This is a genomic window from Antrihabitans auranticaus (assembly GCF_016481275.1).
Classification (GTDB): domain Bacteria; phylum Actinomycetota; class Actinomycetes; order Mycobacteriales; family Mycobacteriaceae; genus Antrihabitans.
In genome coordinates, this window is sequence record NZ_JAEMNW010000001.1 from 1,167,898 (window position 1) to 1,186,901 (window position 19,004).

A 19,004-nucleotide genomic window follows, 5' to 3' on the forward strand; every position below is an offset into this window, starting at 1 on the left:
ACCCGCTCGCAGAAATTAGCTGCTGGATTGCTGGCGTGTCGTGGAAACAGGCGTCACTTCCGTCGCATGCGCATGTAGTCGCCGACCACAGCCGCACCGAGTCCGTCGAGATCAGGGGCAACCACCCGACCACCGACCCGCCGTGCGATGCGATCAATGAACCTGGCGAGCCCCGGATGTTCGCCCAGCCGGAAGAACGTGACCTGCGCTTTCAGTTTGGCGAGGTTGTCCAACTCGCGGATCGTCAGCGACAGGGTCCGCATGCTCGGCGGGTAGTCGAAATGCGCATAACCCTCCGGTTCCAGGTGCGCGGTCGGCTCTCCGTCGGTCACGATCAACACGACCGGCTGTGCGTTCGGATTGCGACGCAGGTGCCGACCGGCCAACAGCAGCGCATGGTGCAGGTTTGTGCCCTGCTCGTAGGCCCCGTCGAGCCCTGCCAGCTCAGCGGTGGTCAAAGTCCTTGCGTGCCTGCCGAACCCGATGAGTTGCAGATCGTCGCCGCGAAAACGGGTCGAGATCAGATGGTTCAGAGCCAACGCCGTGCGCTTCATCGGCACCCAGCGGCCCTCGATCACCATCGAGAACGACGTGTCGACCAGCAAGGCGACAGCCGCCTGTTCGCGTTGTTCGGTCTCGGCAACTTCGACGTCGGATACCTGCAGCCGCACCGGAATTCGACCGGGATCACGTAGCACCGCGTTCGTGATCGTCCGCGTGACGTCCCACGGCTCGGTGTCGCCGAACGCCCATTCCCGACTCGCTCCGGTCGGCTCCCCCATCGCGCCGGCCTTGCGCGTTTCACGTTCACCGCGACGCCCGGACAGGCTGCCCGCAACATCACGCAGAGCCGATTCACCCAGGCGCCGCATGGCTTTCGGCGAGAGCCGCCATTGGCCGTCGGCACCCTTGTCGAGAAAACCCTCCTGCTGCAACGCCTTTTCGAGTTCGGCGAGGGTTTTCACGTCGGCCGCGGCCTCGTTCCCGAGGTGTTTGGCCAACAGTTCCAGGTCGATGTCATCGAGGTCGGCACCCGCGTGCTGCTGCGAAAGTTGATCGCCGAGTTGCTCCAGCTCCGAAATCTCCTGCAGTGCATCGGTTCCCTCTCCGAGGCCCATGCCCTGGTCACCGCGGAAGCGCTCGGAACCTTCCCAGTCCTCACCCGGCCTGGCCATGCGGAGGTGCCGATCGAGGCGGCCGAGCTGGTTCATCAGCGACGGACTGCCGAATGCCTGCTGCGCCAACGCATCCAGTTCAGCCCGCTGCTCGGGCGACAGGCTGTTGCGCAGCCGCTGGGCGGCTGCCGCACGCCGCGCGAGCGAATCGAGCAGCTCGTCGACATTCTTCGGGTTCTCAGGAAAGAACTCGCCGTGTTTGTCCATGAACTCGGCGAATCGTTCGTCGGTGTCGTCGCCGCGGCCATGGGCGTCGAGCAGATCGTTGAGGTCCGACAGCATGTCGTCGATCCGTTGCCGGTCCTCGTCGGTTGCCCCCTCGAGGGCTTGCTTCATGCCCGCGAACCGTTGATCGAGTAACTCCCGACCGAGGAGGTCCCTGATCTTCTCGTAGTCCGCGCGGGCCTGGGAGCTTCGCCAGTCGTAGTCCGCCAACTCCTGCACGGCCTGCGCCGTGGACGGGGGCAACTCGGCGAGTTGCATTTCCGCAAACCGTGCGTCGTCGTCGAGTGCACGCGCGAGCGCCTTGCGCTCCTCGAGGACAGCCCGATCGAGCAGCTCACGGACCTCCGCTAAGGTTCCGTCGAGATTGTTGCGCTGCAACATCTCTCGGCGACGCCGATGTGCCGCGGCGGCGATATCGTCGAGTCCCCGCATGTTTTTCGAGCCCCGACGCAGCAGCTCGCGCAACGCATGGCGCGGCGAACTGCCGGCCATCACATCGTTGCCGATCGACTCCAGCGCGTCGCGCAGATCCACCGGCGGGGCCAGTGGATCGGACCCGTCATAGGGGGTATATCGAGAATTTCGCGCCACTATCCGTACACCAGCTGCCCGTCTTCGCCCGCAATCTTGCTGATCCGGCGCGCAAGATACAAACCTTCCAAAGCCATTTCGGCCGCCGCGGCGCGCTCGCCGTCTGTCGTCGCCTTCAACCGCCGGGCGACCTCGTTCAGCGCCTCCAACTCGGGCAGCTCGCCGAGCAGCGCCTTCGCCGTGATTCGCTCGCCGGTGACCACGGGATCACCCGATTCGACCGCCGCAACCAGTGGAGCGAGGTCGATGCCACCGAGACGTTCCCGCGCGGTCTCGGCGGTCGCCCGGCGCAGCAGATGTTCGAGCACCTCGATTTCGCGGCCTTCTTCACCCGACTCGAACTCGATCTTGCCGCGCAGCACCTCGATGATCGTCCCGAGATCCACCGGTCGCGCGACCGGATCTGCTTCGCCCAGAACAACACTCCGGTGCAGTGCCGAGGCCGCGACAGTCTCGGCCGCCGCAACCGCAAAGCGCGCCGACACACCGGACCGCTGATCGATCGACGTCGACTCCCGCAGCAGGCGCGTGAACCTGGCAAGCACCTCCAGCAGGTACTCCGGCACCTCCGCTTCCAGGTGAGCTTCCTGGTGCACGACCGCCATCTCGTCCCCGAGTTCCCGGGGATAGTGTGTCCGTATCTCGGCACCGAAACGGTCCTTGAGCGGAGTGATGATCCGGCCGCGGTTCGTGTAGTCCTCGGGGTTGGCGCTCGCGACGAGCAGCACGTCCAACGGCAGGCGGAGCGTGTAGCCACGCACCTGGATGTCGCGCTCCTCCATCACGTTCAGCAACGACACCTGGATGCGTTCGGCGAGGTCGGGCAACTCGTTGATCGCAACGATGCCGCGGTGTGCCCGCGGAACGAGGCCGAAGTGGATGGTCTCCGGATCTCCGAGGCTCCGGCCCTCGGCGACCTTTACGGGATCGACGTCGCCGACGAGGTCCGCAACGCTGGTATCCGGGGTCGCCAGCTTCTCGGCGTATCGCTCGCTGCGATGCCGCCATACGACCGGGAGGGCGTCGCCGAGTTCGGCAGCACGGCGCAGCGAGAGCGGTGTGATCGGCTCGTACGGATGCTCACCGAGTTCGCTGCCTGCGATGACGGGAGTCCACTCGTCGAGCAGCAGACTCAGCGTGCGGAGCAGGCGCGTCTTTCCCTGACCGCGCTCGCCCAGCAGCACGACGTCGTGACCGGCAATCAGCGCACGTTCCAGCTGGGGCAGCACCGAGTCTTCGAAGCCGACGATGCCCGGCCACGGGTCAGTGCCGTTCCGGAGTGCGGTCAGCAGGTTGGCCCGAATTTCTTGCTTGACGGAAAGCTGGTGGTGCCCGGAAGCGCGCAGTTCACCGAGTGTGGAGGGCCTGGTCTTGGCGTGAGTCACCTTCCCACCGTACGAGTGTTCTGGCGATGCGGCCATCGGAAGTTGGCTACCTCGTAGGATGCGCTCATGGATACCTGGGTCCTGCCAACGCTGCTCGGCCTGGGATTGGCCGCTGCCAGCGGGTTCCGCGCCTTTCTGCCACTGCTGATGCTCAGCGCGGCAGCGCATTTCGAACTCTTCGGCATCGACCTCAACGAGTCGTTCGCATGGGTGGGATCGACGACCGCGCTCGTCGCGCTCGGAATCGCGACCGTGGCCGAATTGTCTGCCGACCTGATTCCGTTCGTCGACAACGTGCTTTCGATGGTCGGTACGGTCACGGGCCCGATCGCGGGAGTAGTCGCGGCGGGGTCCGTATTCTCGTCACACGATCCGACGACGGCCGCAATCGCAGGAATCATCATCGGTGCGCCGACGCCTTGACCTTCAGCGGTGCGCAGGCCGGCTTGCGTGCCGCAAGCACAGCGACCACGGCGGGAATCGCCAATCCGATCGTGTCGATAGTCGAAGACATCGTGACGTTCTTCGTGTCGCTGGTGACTCTGATTCTGCCGATTCTCGTGCCGGTGCTGCTAGGCCTGCTCGCCTGGGTCCTCTGGCGCCTGACGCGTCGCCTCCGCAGGCGGCAAGCTGCCCGTGCGCGGTTGGCGAGTTCATAGACTCTGTTCAGTCCAGAGACGCCTGACTGCGCACAGGCACACACTCAGTGCGCGAAGTGCCGCGAACCCGTCAGGTAAAGGGTGACGCCGGCCTGCCGGGCGGCATCGATGACGAGGTCGTCGCGAACCGAACCACCGGGCTGCACGACCGCGCGAACACCCGCGGACATGAGCGCTTCCAGACCGTCCGGGAATGGGAAGAAGGCGTCGGATGCCGCTACCGATCCCTTGGCTCGATCGCCCGCGCGCTGCACTGCGAGGTGTGCCGCGTCGACGCGGTTGACCTGCCCCATTCCGACTCCGACCGACGCGCCGTCGTGTGCGAGCAGGATCGCATTGGACTTCACGGCCCGGCATGCGCGCCAAGCGAATTCGAGGTCTGCGAGCGTTGCCTCGTCGGCACCGGGCCCTACCGCGAGAGTCCAGTTGGCGGGGTCGTCGCCTTCCGCGTCGAGCACGTCGCGCTGCTGCAGTAGGGCGCCGCCGGAAATCGGTCGAAGCTCGGCGCCTGCCCGCGCGGGTGGCGCGGCGACGAGAACCCGGATGTTCTTCTTGCGCTGCAGGACCTCGACCGCACCGTCGGCATAGCTGGGGGCAACGATGACCTCGGTGAAGATCTCGGCAACCTGCTGCGCCATCTCGACCGTGACCTCACGGTTCGCGGCAATCACGCCACCGAAGGCACTGACCGGGTCGCAGGCGTGCGCCTTGCGATGCGCGTCTGCGATGTCTTCGGCAATCGCGATTCCGCACGGGTTTGCGTGTTTGATGATCGCCACCGCGGGCGCGGAGTGGTCGAACGCGGCGCGCCAGGCGGCGTCTGCGTCCGTGTAGTTGTTGTACGACATTTCTTTGCCGTGCAACTGCTGGGCTTGCGCGAGTCCGCCTGAGCCGTAGCCCGAGGTGTACAGCGCCGCGGCCTGGTGCGGGTTCTCGCCGTAACGCAGCACCGCGGACCGATTCCAGGTGCCACCCATCCAGGTCGGGAAGCCCGACTCTTCGTGGACCAGGACGTTGGACATCCAGCTTGCGACGGCGACGTCGTAGGCGGCCGTGTGCTGGAACGCCTGCGCGGCGAGCGCCGTCCGCTCGGCAAGTGTGAAACCGCCGCCCGCAACGGCTTCCAGCACGTCGTTGTAGCGCGCCGGATCGACGACGACAGCAACGGACGGGTGATTCTTCGCGGCAGCGCGGACCATCGACGGACCGCCGATGTCGATCTGCTCGACGCATTCGTCCGGAGTCGCACCGGAACCGACCGTCTCGGTAAACGGGTAGAGATTCACGACGACGAGTTGGAACGCCTCCACGCCCAGTTCGACCAGCTGATCGACGTGCTCCGCTTTGCGAGTGTCCGCAAGAATTCCGGCGTGGACGCGCGGATGAAGCGTCTTGACGCGGCCGTCCAGCGTTTCCGGAAAGCCGGTCAGGTCTTCGACTTTCGTCACAGGGATGCCGGCGTCCGCGATCTTGCCCGCGGTCGAACCCGTCGAAACCAGCTCGACCCCGGCAGCGTTCAGCCCAGTGGCCAGCTCGATGAGGCCCGACTTGTCGTACACACTCACCAGCGCCCGGCGTACTGCTTTACGTTCACTCACTGGGAATCTGGGCCTTTCGTCCGTCTGAAATGACACCTCGTCGAGCCACTGCGGCAACGACTTCCGCCAAAAGTCGTCGTTCGACGACCTTAATTCGTTCGTGCAAGGTTGCTTCGTCATCGGTGTCGCGCACCGGGACGGCCTCTTGCGCCAGGATCGGGCCGGTATCCACACCGCCGTCGACCAAATGCACCGTTGTGCCGGTGACCTTCACGCCATACGCGAGCGCATCCGCGACGCCATGCGCGCCGGGAAAAGCAGGCAGGAGCGCAGGGTGCGAATTGATGATCTTGCCGCCGAAGCGCTCGAGAAAACCGGTACCGAGAATCTTCATGAAGCCGGCGGTCACGACGAGATCCGGCCGATATTCGGCGACAGTCTTGGTCAGTGCGACATCCCACGCTGCCCGGTCGGCGTGATCGCGCAGGGCGACACGGAAATGCGGGATCCCGACAGCGTCGGCGTGATCGGTAGCTGGGCAGACGCGGTCGACGCCTACTGCGACTATGTCGGCCGGATAGCCCTTCGCCCGCGACGCATCGATCAGCGAACGAAGCAAAGTCCCGGCCCCCGACGCGAGTACTACGATCCGAACCCGGGCCGGCGACGGTGCGACATCAGGCGAGGTACTCAGCTGCGCTCCTGGCTCCGACGGTATCCGACCGCGCAAAGCCTAGTCGGCCCGCTATTGCCCGCTTTCGGGGAGGTCCACCACTTCGGCGTCGATAGCGTCGAGTTGCTCGTTCGGTACGACGGTCGCTCCGGCTGCTTCCAGCGCGATCGGTTCGTCCACGATCTCCGCGTCCACCGCGGGCAACGCGGCCACGACGCGTTCTTCCTCGGGTTCGTCATCGGTGGTGTCCGCCTTGTCCGGACGCGGGACACCCGGGCGGCCCGTGATCAGCGCGGTTGTCGACCCGAGGAGCGCGAGCCACCCGAAACTCAGCACACCGAACATCGAAGCGACGGCTCCGACGTGCCCGAATGTGCCAAGGGTGCCACCGGCGGTGGCGGCGACGACACCGGCAACCAGACCTACGGCGGCTGCCCCCGCGGCGGCCGATTTCGCTGCAGACCACCGATCCGTTCCCGAGGCGGCACAGTCGCGGCCCAGCCGGACGCCGACGTAGACCGGGATCGCCAGCAGTCCGAGCCACCACCCGTGCGGTTGGCCGGTCGGTACGACCGCCATGACCGGAAGGCCCGGGACGGGTCCACCGATCACGCCGAAGAGACTGATCGACGCTTCGCCGATGCCGGCCGTGGCACCGGTGAGGACTGCCATTGTTCCGACGATGACGTTCGGGAGGTACAGCAGCGACAGGGCCGTCAGCCCGAGTACACCGGTGAACCCGTCCGAGTTCTCGTACAGCGCACCGACTGTCGGCCACGAAGCAACCAAACACAGCAGCGTGACGGTGGTAGCCGCGATGAGCAGGCGCCGACCTGCCTGCACACCGGCAATCAGGCCCGCAAGCACCCAGCCGGGCACGTCTGCGCGCAATACGATCTGCCGCCAGAGTTGGGTCGCGATTCCGATCGCAGCGCCGACGAGATGAACGAAAATCGTCCAACCGAATGCCGCGAGAGTATTGGGCGGCGCGAGAACGAGAACTTCGGATGCGTCCTTGATGACCGCGAGACACACGGCGGTGACCAGGAAAGGCCCGCCGACCGCTGCGCCGACCACGTAGGCGAGCTCGCGCCGGGTGGTCTTTTCGTCGACGACCTTTGCGCAGCTACGCGCGACCATCCACAGCAGAACGACTGTGGGAAGCAGGGGCAGAACTCCGATAGCGGCAGAGCCGATCGTCTGCGGCACCTGATGGATGCCCAGCCAACTCGCGGCGACCGCACCTGCCATCCCGGTCAGGTCGCTGTTGGCCGCGACGAGCGTGATGATGATTATTGCGGCGATTGCCGTGAGCGCGACGACCGCCGGGCGGAACGCCACGAGGGTCAGTCGTCGAGCCAGGTCGGGATTCAGCGTCGGCGCGGGACGGTCGCCTGGACGCTTGGTCGGGGTGTCAAGCAGAGAACTCATCTCCCCGAGCGTGACACTTCCGTCGGCGCGTAACGCTCAGGCGCGCCGACGGAAGTCGAAGTCACACAGAAGGAGTGCTGTTACTCCGGGCGAAATGCCTGGGTGGCATCGCTGCCACCGTCCTGCGCGCGGTGCTGCGGCGCACCGCCACCGCTCTGGCCACCGAAGTTCAGGCCCGAGGAGCCGTAGGGCTGCTGACCCGGCCGCTGACCGGTCGGCGGCTGATACTGCTGGGTCGGGCCCGCCGGCGGCTGCTGGCCGTAGCCACCCTGCTGCGGCGGCTGACCGTAGCCACCCTGCTGCGGCGGCTGACCGTAACCACCCTGCTGCGGTGCCTGACCGTAACCACCCTGCTGCGGTGCCTGGCCGTAACCCTGCGGACCGCCGTAGCCGCCGCCGGGCTGTCCGTAGCCGTTGTACGCCGGACGCGGCGCCGGTGGCTTGACGATGCCCGAGTCGAGCAAAACGATGCCGACGGCAGCGATGACCTGCACCAAGCCCAGGAAGATGACGAGCCACGCGCCGACACCGACGTTGACACCGGTGTCGTAATTGAAGACCACGAAGAGCAACGAAACCCAGCCCGCGATCGTCGCCGCTGCGGCAATGAGCTTGACTGCGCTCGAATCCTGCTTGGGCAACAACGACAAGCCGGCGATCACACCTGCAACGAGCAGCAGCGCGAGTACCGGGTACGGGCCACCTTCGAAGAAGCTGACCCCTTCAGCACCGCGGATATCCGCCTTTGCGGCCGGCGCAAAGCCCAGCAGGAAATTCAGTACACCCAGGCCCGCAACCCCCGCGGTCAGAATGAAGGGCAGGCCCTTCGTCGTGCTGGCACTTGGGTTCGGCTGGGCCGGTGCACCGTACCCGGGACCCCCCGTCGGGTTAGACATGTCTGGCTCCTATTCGCGTCTCGACTCGGTCAATGGAACGCTACTGCACATTCTGCGCTGTTTCAGTAGGAAGGGTAGGTGTCGCCGACGAGTCGGCGCCCCCAACGCAGACGGTTCACAGCAGCACTGCAAGTAGTCGACGAGGACGCTACCAACTCGGTTGGGGCCCTTCTGCTGTCGCCCTCCGCGGGCCGCAAACGACCGAAGGTCACCTCCCGCGTGCTTGGAGGTGACCTTCGGTCGAATTGTGGAGTGCTATGCGGTAACCGCGGCCTGCTGCAGGATTTCGCGAGCGAGCGCAGCGGTTTCGGACGGCGTCTTGCCGACCTTCACACCGGCTGCCTCGAGCGCGTCCTTCTTGCCCTGGGCGGTGCCCGACGAGCCGGAGACGATTGCGCCGGCGTGGCCCATCGTCTTGCCCTCGGGAGCGGTGAAGCCCGCGACGTAACCGACGACCGGCTTGGTTACATTCGCCTTGATGTAATCGGCTGCACGCTCTTCGGCGTCGCCGCCGATCTCACCGATCATCACGATCAGCTTTGTGGCGGGATCGTTCTCGAACGCCTCGATGGCGTCGATGTGCGTGGTGCCGATGACCGGGTCACCGCCGATGCCGATGGCGGTCGAGAAGCCGAAGTCCCGGAGCTCGAACATCATCTGGTAGGTCAGCGTGCCCGACTTGGAGACCAGACCGATCGGGCCGGTGCCGGTGATGTTGGCCGGCGTGATTCCGACGAGCGCCTCACCGGGAGTGATGATTCCGGGGCAGTTGGGTCCGATGATCCGGGTCTTGTTGCCCTTTTCGACGTTGTAGGCCCAGGCATACGCCGAGTCCTGCACGGGGATGCCTTCGGTGATGACCACGAGCAGCGGGATCTCCGCGTCGATGGCCTCCACGATGGCGTCCTTCGCGAACTTCGGCGGAACGAATGCGATCGAGACATCCGCGCCGGTCTTCTCGATGGCTTCCTTGACGGTGCCGAAGACGGGCAGTTCGACGCCGCCGTCATGGCTGACGGTCGTGCCTGCCTTACGGGCGTTGACGCCGCCGACGATCTGGGTGCCCGCCTTCAGCATCAGTGCGGTGTGCTTGGTGCCCTCGCCGCCGGTGATGCCCTGGACGATGACCTTCGAATCCTTGTTGAGGTAAATCGACATCTTTTCCAGTCCCTACTTCGAAGCGAGCTCGGCGGCCTTGTCGGCGCCCTCGTCCATGGTCGTTGCCAGTGTCACCAGCGGGTGGGCGGCGTCCTCGAGAATCTTGCGGCCTTCGTCGACCTTGTTGCCGTCGAGGCGGACCACGAGCGGCTTGTTTGCCTCGTCGCCCAGGGTCTTCAGAGCACCGACGATGCCGTTCGCAACCGCGTCACAGGAGGTGATGCCGCCGAATACGTTCACGAAGACGCTCTTGACCTGATCGTCGTTGAGGATGACGTCGAGCCCGGCCGCCATGACCTCGGCAGATGCGCCACCGCCGATGTCGAGGAAGTTCGCCGGCTTGACGCCGCCGTGCTTCTCGCCCGCGTAGGCAACGACGTCCAGTGTCGACATGACCAGCCCGGCACCGTTTCCGATGATGCCGACCGCGCCGTCGAGCTTGACGTAGTTGAGGTCGTTCTCCTTGGCCTTGAGCTCGAGCGGATCCGTCGCATCCTTATCCTCGAACTCGACGTGTCCGGGCTGCCGGAAGTCGGCGTTCGCGTCGAGCGTGACCTTGCCGTCGAGTGCGAGGATCTCGTCGTTCGGCGTACGGACCAGCGGGTTCACCTCGACGAGCAGGGCATCTTCGCCGACGAAAACCTCCCACAGCTTCTGGATGGTGACAGCGGCCGCGTCGAGAACCTCGGCGGGCAGGTGCCCCTGCTCAGCAATGCTGCGCGCAAATTCGAGGTCGACACCCTTGACTGCGTCGACCGAAACCTTCGCCAGCCGATCAGGTTTGGTCGCTGCGACCTCTTCGATCTCCATGCCGCCCTCAACCGAGCACATGGCCAGGTAGGTCCGGTTGGTGCGATCGAGAAGGAAGGAGATGTAGTACTCCTCGGCTATGTCCTTCGCCTCGGCGACGAGCAACTTCTTGACGACGTGGCCCTTGATGTCGAGCCCGAGAATGTTCTGTGCGTGTGTGAATGCTTCATCCGCATTCGCCGCGTACTTCACGCCGCCCGCCTTGCCGCGGCCGCCGACCTTGACCTGTGCCTTCACCATCACGGGCTTACCGATTTCTTCGGCAATCCTGCGCGCATCCTCGGCAGAGTCGGTAACCCGACCCGCCGACGAAGGAACTCCGTGCTTTTCGAAAAGTTCTTTCGCCTGGTATTCGAAGAGATCCATCTACTCACCATCTCGTCTGCGTTGACACCCGCTCGCGGGTAGGAGCGGGTCGTTTTGGGACTCTAGCTAGTTCGAGCAGTCGCCAAGCGGGCGCATACGTGCTATGCGCTTCGGCCCACGCAAATCCTGCCACCGCAGATGGCTACCCGCGAGTACTTCCCGCGCATTCAACGTCGAACAACGGCGCTTCGTGACCGAAGGGCGACCGCAGCGGCCACTCCGAGCAGAACAATTGCGCAGGTCGCGGCCGGTACCGCCAGTCCGATTGCGGGATCCGCTACACGTCCCGCCGTCAACGGCCAACTGGCGAGATAGATCGCGGTGCCAATCGTCGCACCGATGAAAAGCGCAGCTGAGCGAATCGGTCGTGCATTGGCGCCGACGATCACGGTGACCACGACAGCGATGCCGAAGAACACCTGCCCCCAGGTGTCCCACCCCCACGGAAACGCGAGCGAAGCCGCGCTGCCGTCGGTGCCGCGATACAGGGGGAGGCTGAGAGCCAAGACGGCAAAGAACGCGCCTGCACCGCCCAGCGCGGCGATCGTGCGGTTCGGTTCGGCGTCGCCTGAACGATCGATCTCGTCGCGTTCGAGTGAGCCGGCAACCGCGACGCTCACCCCGGCGAATACCACTACGACCGCGCCGACCGCCACGAGGACCGCGCCGATTCCGACGCCGACGCCGTCGATCCGCTGCCCCGCGACCGCTGCTTGCAGCACACCAGAACAAGCCATCAGCACAGCCGGAGCCAGCACGCCGAGCGCCGGACGGACCGTCGCCGCAAATTCGGACAGCAGTAGCCAGACCGCGACAATCGCCAGGACCATCGCGGCGACGAGCGCAGTCCGGGTCGCGTAGATATCGGGATCGCGCAGGCCGGTCGGCACCGTGATCGTCGGCAATAACGCGCCAGCACCGATCAGCACCGCCGCGACCAGTCCGGCACCGCCGGCCATACGGTGCCAGGTGGCGACGGTCGGTCGAACCGGACGCCCGGGAACCCGAGGGAGCACGCGCTGGATCGCGTCCGGCATCAGCGACCCGCGTTCGCGACGTGCAGACACCGCCGGCAGCACGCCACCGAGAACGATCAGTCCGAGAGCGGCGATCGTCGCGACCACTGTTGCCGACGTCGCGTCGATGCGATCATCGGCGAGCCCTGCGACCAGCCGAGATCCGGTCAGCCCGAGAGCGCTGACGCCCGCACCGACGAAAGCGCCCGCTACGACCGACAGCGCCGTCGACGCGAGGCACATTGCCGTGAGGGCCAGAACACCGAGCGCGACAACAACCGTGCCGCCGAGGTAGAGCCACGAGCTGTCCAACGCCGGGAGGGCGACGATAACCGGGTCCGACGTCGTCCATGCGCCAGGAAACACAGCGATCGACAGCACCATCGCAGCTAATACCGCACATATCGCCCAAAGGCTGCCAGCTCGCTCGGCGACTGTTTCATCGAAGTTGTCCTTATATATGTCGCTATCGGACGCGCCGTCGGCACGTTGGTCGCGCCGCCGCGCCAGCAACGCGATCAGTCCGGCCACCACGACGAACACGTGCCCGATCAGCACACAGAAGGCCCCGGTTCCCACTTCGAGCGCAGCAGCCGACGCAGGCCGGGCGAGCTCGAATCGGTTGGCGTCGATCGGATCGGCGAAGAGCTGCAGATCGAGGATCACGAGTCCGCAGGCGACGGCGCCGGAACCTGCCAGCAAACCCAGGAATGCGCCCCCTCGACCCGCACGCAAAGCCAGCCCGGCAAGCACTGGGACGACCAGCGCGGCAAGGGCCGCAACCACCGCCGCGGACCCGACCGACTCGACGGCCGCGCCGCCGGCAGCTATTCGCGCCGAACTGAAAGACGGCGCTGCCGCGACCGCGATGCCGCCAAACGCAGCAAGCCCCACCGCACTCCAGGCCACCACCGACGGATGCCTCTGACCAGCGGAATCAGAACTCGATCGAAAGGAAGTTGCGGCCGTCACGCTCGTGACGCTACGTTCCGCTACCGACACGCCTGTTTGTGACACGCCCGAGATGTCTCGATAGTGCATCGAGGGTTTTGGTGAGAACCAACATATTCCCAGGTCAGTTTGTGATGCATCTCACATATTCCGGCTCAGAGGCCAGTTGGCTTGCGCGCCCTGCAATCGTTTCGTTACCGTCACCGAGGTCTTAGTCACAACCAGGTCACGATGAGGAGGACGGGAAGTCTTGATGCACCGTCAGCTCGCTGCCAGCAGGTTCGTGACCGGCAACCCAAAACCCGATGCCACCGGCGATATCGCTGGTCGCGCGGATTTCGGACTGTCCGAGGGCGCAACTTCCGGAACAATCGATTTCGATTCGACCGATCAGCTATTCGAATATCTACCCGAAACCAGCCCGCGTTACACATGGCGCCCTGACGGCACCGGCACCACCGACTACTCGCCCGAGCCCGCTGCGTACGAAGTGTCCGAGAACACTCGTCCCGTTCGACGTGGCGGCGCTCACCGCCTGCCCGCCCCTCCTGCCGCCCTGAAGGGCCGTGCAGCTGTTGTGGCGGTCGCGGCAGGTGCCGTGGTGGCTGCGGGCCAAGCCGCGCTCAGCAACGCTGCTACGGACGCGCCGACGTCGAACACGGCTTCCGACGTCGCCTCGACCGCCGGCATCACTGCAATGCCGCAGGCCGCAGGATTCCTCGGAACCAGCGATGGCACGCAGCTCGCGAGCACGTCTGCCTCCGATGCACCCCAGGTTCTCGAGGTCGCGTCGCCGGTTGACACGACTCAGTTCACGACGATGCTTGCTCGCGGCGCGGAATTCGCGGAGCAGAAGGCAGCACGTGAGGCCGCAGCTCGCCGACCGATGTTCGCCCTCCCGGCCGTCGGCACCTTCACCTCCGGCTTCGGTTCCCGCTGGGGCACGCTGCACGCCGGTGTGGACATCGCCAACGCCATCGGCACTCCGATCCTCGCGGTCGCGGACGGCGAGGTCATCGATGCCGGCCCCGCCTCGGGCTTCGGAATGTGGGTCCGCCTCAAGCATGCCGACGGCACCGTGACCATCTACGGCCACATCGATTCGGCAACCGTCACGGTCGGCCAGCGCGTCATGGCCGGCGACGAGATCGCAAAGATGGGCAACCGCGGTTACTCCACGGGCCCGCACTGCCATTTCGAGGTGTGGCTCAACGGCTCCGACAAGGTCGATCCGCTGCCCTGGCTCGCTTCACGCGGCATCAGCCTCGGCGTCGAGCGGGACTGAGTCTGCACACGCAATCAGACAAATAACGAATCCCCGGGTGCTCCCCGGGGATTCGTCGTTTCTACAGCTTTACCATCGGAGCGCCGAATCCCGGCGCAACACGGACCTTGCCGGCCGAACCGAAATCGATCGTCACGGTCTTGTGCTCGCCGAGCGTGTCCTCTGAGATCACCGTTCCCAGGCCGTATTTGTCGTGGCTGACCCGATCGCCCACCTTGTAGACCTCGTTGCTGCGCCCACGCGCCCGCGCGGACCCCGGAGCGGGGCGCGCACTTCCGAAGCTCTCCGAACGGCGGCTCGAACGATCGGGCTGCGTCCAGTCCCGACCCGACCATTCGCGGTTTCGCCCACTTCCGAACCCGCCGCCGAAACCACCGAGCGTTTTGCCCGGATCCATGCGGCGCCAATCGATGAGCTCGCCGGGGATCTCCTGGAGGAAGCGTGACTCCGCATTACTGACCGGCTGACCCCACGCTGAGCGCACGATCGCGCGCGTGAGGTACAAACTCCGCCGGGCGCGCGTAATTCCCACGTAGGCGAGCCTGCGCTCCTCCGAGAGCTCGGCGGCGTCACCGAGGGCACGCATGTGGGGAAATTGGCCGTCTTCCCAACCCGTCACGAAGACGACAGGAAACTCGAGACCCTTTGCAGTGTGCAGCGTCATCATCGTGACGACGCCCTCGCCGGAATCCGGAATCTGATCCGTGTCGGCGACCAAAGAGACTCGCTCCAAAAACGCTGCGAGCGAACCTGGTTCGACTTCACCTTCGGCCGCGGCGAGGACCGTGCCCTCGGACTCGGCCAGCGCCAACGCGTTCCGTGCATCGGAGCTGAATTCGCTTGCGACACTGACCAGCTCGTTCAAGTTGTCCAGCCGAGCGCCGTCCTGGGGATCACTGCTCGCGGCAAGCTCGGCACGATAGCCGGTCTTGTCGAGAACGGCCTCCACTACCTCGCCGACATCGAAGTAGCCATCGTCGTGTGTGCCGACGGCGCGCAAGCTCTCGAGTAGGTCGAGAAAGTCGGCGATCAGGCGCTGGGCGCGACTGTTGAGCAACAGGACCGCACCGTCGGCAGCGGCACGCAAAGCCTCCGCAAAACTGACGTTCTTCTGCTCGGCATGAACGGCTACGCAGGCCTCCGCGCGGTCCCCGATCCCCCGGCGTGGGGTGTTGAGGATCCGGCGCAGGCTTACCGTGTCCTCGGGATTGTCGAGCACCCGCAAGTAGGCGACGACATCGCGAATCTCCTTGCGCTCGTAGAACCGCACTCCGCCGACGACCTTGTACGGGAGCCCGCGCCGGATGAACATTTCCTCGAACACGCGCGACGCACTGTTCGTCCGATAGAAGACGGCGATATCGCTGTATTTCGTTGCACCGGCATCGCTGAGCTTGTCGATCTCGGCGGCGACAAAGGACGCTTCGTCATGCTCGTTGTCCGCGACATAGCCGGTGATCAGGTCGCCGTCACCCGAATCGGTCCACAGCCGCTTCTCCCGGCGGCCGGTATTGCGCGAGATCAGTGCGTTGGCGGCCGAAAGAATGTGCTGCGTCGACCGGTAGTTCTGTTCCAGCAGAATGGTGCGCGCGTCCGGGTAGTCCCGCTCGAACTCCTCGATATTGCGGATGGTGGCGCCGCGGAACGCATAGATCGACTGGTCCGCGTCACCGACGACACACAATTCGGCCGGTGCGACACCGACACCGCCGACCTCGGACGTGCCGCCGGACGAACCGACAAGGTGCCGGATCAGAACGTATTGCGCATGATTCGTGTCCTGATACTCATCCACGAGAACGTGCCGGAAGCGGCGGCGGTAATACTCCGCAACCTCGGGATAATCCTGGAGCAAGGCAACGACCTCGCCGATCAGATCGTCGAAATCGAGCGCGTTGGCGGTCCGCAAACGCTGCTGATAGATCGTGTAGACGTCGGAGATCAACCGGTCCAGCGGTGAACCTTTGCTTTTCGCGTCCGACTCGGCCTGCTCGGGTCCGATCAATTCGTTCTTCAGGTTCGAGATTCCGGTAGCCAGGAGCCGGGCCGAGAATTTCTTGGCGTCGATATCGAGATCGCGACTGATCATTGTGATCAGGCGGCGCGAATCGTCCGCGTCGTAGATCGAGAAGTTCGAATTGAGACCCGGCAGCAGCGCCGCCTGGGTGCGCAGGATCCGAACACAGGTGGAGTGGAACGTCGACACCCACATGTTTCGTGCGCGCGGTCCGACGAGCTCGATCACACGCTCACGCATTTCGCCGGCGGCCTTGTTGGTGAACGTGATTGCGAGCACCTGACCGGGTGTGACCTCGCGCGCGGCAAGCAGGTAGGCGATCCGGCGGGTGAGCACCGCTGTCTTTCCCGAACCGGCACCGGCAACGATCAGCAGAGGCGATCCGGTGTGCACCACCGCCGTACGCTGCTGCGGATTCAGGCCCTCGAGCAGACGTGCTGCCTGGTCCTCGACCGCCGCCGCTTTCCGCGCGCGACCGCCCGGACCGGTTGGTACGGTATGAGTATCGAGTCCTGCGCGATCGGCTTTCGGCCGTGTGGGGGTGACGGATTCGTTCGGTGCGGCGTTCATCGTGTATCCACGCTACCGGGCTGGTCCGACACCATCTCGAGCATCGTCACCTAACCCCTGTCGCAATAACGGAACGATAACGGGTATGTTACGGTCCGCTGGTCAACGCAGCAGTCGCCGAGACCTCCCCTGACACACCACTAACAGAGAGATCACAGCTGATTCTGGTTTGCAAAGGTACCGACCCGTGGCAGACTGATTTCATGATCAGCGTCTCGGCTCGCAGCGCGGCGGGATATCCGACCGGATATCTTGGTTGCCCGCTGTTGACCGGACAGGTCCACGGGTCGGGGAATATTTCGCAGTCCCAGGTCGGTTTTGTGGACCGGAACCTGGATCCGTAACGACACGCGGTTGTCCGGCGATCCACGTTCTGAAACGAGGAGATGATATGAGCAGCCCTACAAAGATCACTGACTCCGATTCATCGCTGCCCAAGAGCGAGGCGGAGATCGAGAAGCTCCGCAAAGAGATCGATCAGCTCGATTCCGAGATCTTGGCCGCCATCAAGCGACGCACCGAGGTGTCCCGCATCATCGGCCGAACGCGCATGGCGTCGGGCGGTACCCGATTGGTACACAGCCGCGAGATGAAGGTGCTCGAGCGGTTCAGTGAGCTGGGGCAAGAAGGCCATACCCTCGCAATGCTGCTGCTCCGCCTCGGACGAGGCCGGCTCGGCCACTGATCTCCCGACCGCCGCCGGACCACACGGTCCGACGGCGGTTCTCGTATGTCCTGTATCCGAAACGCACACACGTTCACAGCGGCAAAGCGATGTACTTCGTCTCTAAATACTCGTCGATTCCTTCGAATCCACCCTCGCGCCCGAATCCAGAGGCCTTCATTCCGCCGAAGGGCGCGGCAGCGTCGGAGATGACGCCTCGATTGACACCCACCATTCCCGTTTGCAGGGCCTCCGCGACGCGTAGCGCTCGCCCGAGGTCCTGGGTGTAGATGTAGGCCGCCAGACCGTACTCGGTGTCGTTGGCAGCCGCGATCCCCTCGTCCTCGGTGTCGAACCCCGTGATCGCCGCGACGGGACCGAATACCTCCTCCTTGAGTATTCGCGCGTTGGCCGGCACGTCCGCCAAGACGGTCGCGGGGTAGAAGAATCCAGGGCCACCCGGTGCCGTGCCGCCGATGCGCACGTCCGCGCCGACCGCCACCGCGTCTTCCACCAGCTCAGAGACCGTTGCCAGCTGCTTCGAATTGATCAACGGACCGAGTTTCGTAGCCGGGTCGGTGCCTGGGCCCATCGCCATCGACGCCATCCGCTCCGCGAGCTTCTCGGTGAACTCGCCGCGGACGGGGTTCTGCACATGAAAGCGATTTGCCGCCGTACAGGCTTCTCCGCCGTTGCGGAGCTTGGCGAGCATCGCCCCGTCGACAGCGGCATCGACATCGGCGTCGTCGAATACGACGAACGGCGCGTTGCCGCCGAGTTCCATGGATGTGCGGAGCAGGCCTGCCGCGGACTTCTCGATCAGCATCTTCCCGACGCCCGTCGATCCGGTGAAGGTCAGTTTGCGCAGCCGCGAATCATGCAGCAGCGCATCGGTCACGTCCCCCGAGTGCGTCGTCGTCACGACCGAGAGCACCCCCTTCGGCAGACCCGCTTCGCCGCACAGTTTCGCCAGCATCAGCATCGTCAGCGGCGTCTCCGCAGCCGGTTTGACGATCATCGTGCACCCCGCCGCCAGCGCCGGACCGATCTTGCGGGTGCCCATCGCAAGCGGGAAGTTCCAGGGCGTGATCGCGAGACACGGGCCGACAGGCTGCTTGGTGACGAGGATCCGGCCGGTTCCGGCCGGAGCGTGTTGATATCGCCCGTGAATCCGCACCGCTTCCTCGCTGAACCAGCGAAAGAACTCGGCGCCGTACACGACCTCGCCCTTGCTTTCCGCGATCGCCTTGCCCATCTCGAGCGTCATGAGCAGTGCCATGTCGTCCGCCCGAGCGGTGATCGCCTCGAAGACGGCTCGCAAGATCTCACCGCGCTGCCGGGCGGGAGTAGCCGCCCACTCGGCCTGCACGGCGGCCGCCGCATCGAGCGCTTTGACCGCGTCCGCCGGGGAAGCGTTCGCGACGTGGGCAATCGGCTCACCTGTCGCGGGGTTGTCGACGGCAAAAGTCGCGCCGTCGGTCGCGTCGACTTCCGCGCCGCCGATCCACAGCTTTGCCGGTACAGAGCCGAGAAGTTCGCGTTCGTCCATGGAATCAGCATGCCGCACAGCGACACCCATTCACTGCGGGTTCAT

At 65.1% G+C, this 19,004-nt stretch carries 13 protein-coding genes and 1 pseudogene; 3 read left to right on the forward strand and 11 right to left on the reverse strand.

Annotation, left to right across the window (positions count from 1 at the left end):
• Positions 1 to 53: 53 nt before the first annotated feature.
• Both JGU72_RS05385 and JGU72_RS05390 read right to left on the reverse strand, forming a co-directional pair.
• Positions 54 to 1,991, reverse strand: coding sequence for a vWA domain-containing protein (locus JGU72_RS05385; RefSeq protein WP_199682666.1), 1,938 nt, complete (start codon positions 1,989 to 1,991; stop codon positions 54 to 56).
• Positions 1,991 to 3,412: an ATP-binding protein gene (locus tag JGU72_RS05390; protein WP_199682667.1), complete on the reverse strand. Its 1,422-nt coding sequence runs from the start codon at positions 3,410 to 3,412 to the stop codon at positions 1,991 to 1,993. Before JGU72_RS05390 ends, JGU72_RS05385 begins: the two co-directional genes overlap by 1 nt.
• A 30-nt stretch (positions 3,413 to 3,442) precedes the next feature.
• Between JGU72_RS05390 and JGU72_RS05395 the strand changes: the two are divergent.
• Positions 3,443 to 4,035 (forward strand): annotated as a pseudogene (locus JGU72_RS05395) (DUF4126 domain-containing protein).
• Between the two features lie 44 nt (positions 4,036 to 4,079).
• On the opposite strand, the gene purH reads toward JGU72_RS05395, so the two are convergent.
• From purH to JGU72_RS05430, 7 genes are all read right to left on the reverse strand, one after another.
• Positions 4,080 to 5,633, reverse strand: coding sequence for a bifunctional phosphoribosylaminoimidazolecarboxamide formyltransferase/IMP cyclohydrolase (gene purH, locus JGU72_RS05400; RefSeq protein ID WP_199682668.1), 1,554 nt, complete (start codon positions 5,631 to 5,633; stop codon positions 4,080 to 4,082).
• Positions 5,626 to 6,267, reverse strand: coding sequence for a phosphoribosylglycinamide formyltransferase (purN, locus tag JGU72_RS05405; protein ID WP_233531621.1), 642 nt, complete (start codon positions 6,265 to 6,267; stop codon positions 5,626 to 5,628). The genes purH and purN overlap by 8 nt, the downstream gene beginning before the upstream one ends.
• A 51-nt stretch (positions 6,268 to 6,318) precedes the next feature.
• Positions 6,319 to 7,677 (reverse strand): cell division protein PerM, encoded by a 1,359-nt coding sequence (locus JGU72_RS05410; RefSeq protein ID WP_199682669.1) that lies wholly within the window; start codon positions 7,675 to 7,677, stop codon positions 6,319 to 6,321.
• Between the two features lie 80 nt (positions 7,678 to 7,757).
• Entirely contained in the window at positions 7,758 to 8,573 is an 816-nt protein-coding gene (locus JGU72_RS05415; RefSeq protein WP_199682670.1) for a DUF5336 domain-containing protein, read from the reverse strand.
• Positions 8,574 to 8,828: 255 nt separating this feature from the next.
• Positions 8,829 to 9,731 (reverse strand): succinate--CoA ligase subunit alpha, encoded by a 903-nt coding sequence (gene sucD / locus JGU72_RS05420; RefSeq protein ID WP_199682671.1) that lies wholly within the window; start codon positions 9,729 to 9,731, stop codon positions 8,829 to 8,831.
• Positions 9,732 to 9,743: 12 nt separating this feature from the next.
• A complete protein-coding gene (gene sucC / locus JGU72_RS05425) occupies positions 9,744 to 10,907 on the reverse strand; it encodes an ADP-forming succinate--CoA ligase subunit beta (protein WP_199682672.1) in 1,164 nt (387 codons plus the stop codon).
• A gap of 167 nt (positions 10,908 to 11,074) precedes the next feature.
• A complete protein-coding gene (locus JGU72_RS05430) occupies positions 11,075 to 12,835 on the reverse strand; it encodes a hypothetical protein (RefSeq protein ID WP_199682673.1) in 1,761 nt (586 codons plus the stop codon).
• A gap of 322 nt (positions 12,836 to 13,157) precedes the next feature.
• Between JGU72_RS05430 and JGU72_RS05435 the strand changes: the two genes are divergently transcribed.
• Complete coding sequence (locus JGU72_RS05435; protein WP_307828303.1) at positions 13,158 to 14,159, forward strand: M23 family metallopeptidase; 1,002 nt, start codon at positions 13,158 to 13,160, stop codon at positions 14,157 to 14,159.
• Between the two features lie 61 nt (positions 14,160 to 14,220).
• Here JGU72_RS05435 and pcrA read toward each other — a convergent pair whose 3' ends face one another.
• Positions 14,221 to 16,746 carry a DNA helicase PcrA gene (pcrA, locus tag JGU72_RS05440; protein WP_199682675.1) on the reverse strand — a complete coding sequence of 842 codons (2,526 nt, stop codon included), beginning with the start codon at positions 16,744 to 16,746 and terminating at the stop codon, positions 14,221 to 14,223.
• 391 nt (positions 16,747 to 17,137) lie between these two features.
• On the opposite strand from pcrA, the gene JGU72_RS05445 reads away from it, so the two are divergent.
• A complete protein-coding gene (locus JGU72_RS05445) occupies positions 17,138 to 17,431 on the forward strand; it encodes a chorismate mutase (RefSeq protein ID WP_199682676.1) in 294 nt (97 codons plus the stop codon).
• A gap of 73 nt (positions 17,432 to 17,504) precedes the next feature.
• Here the strand turns inward: JGU72_RS05445 and JGU72_RS05450 are convergent, their stop codons facing one another.
• Positions 17,505 to 18,959 (reverse strand): NAD-dependent succinate-semialdehyde dehydrogenase, encoded by a 1,455-nt coding sequence (locus JGU72_RS05450; RefSeq protein WP_199682677.1) that lies wholly within the window; start codon positions 18,957 to 18,959, stop codon positions 17,505 to 17,507.
• Between the last annotated feature and the right edge of the window lie 45 nt (positions 18,960 to 19,004).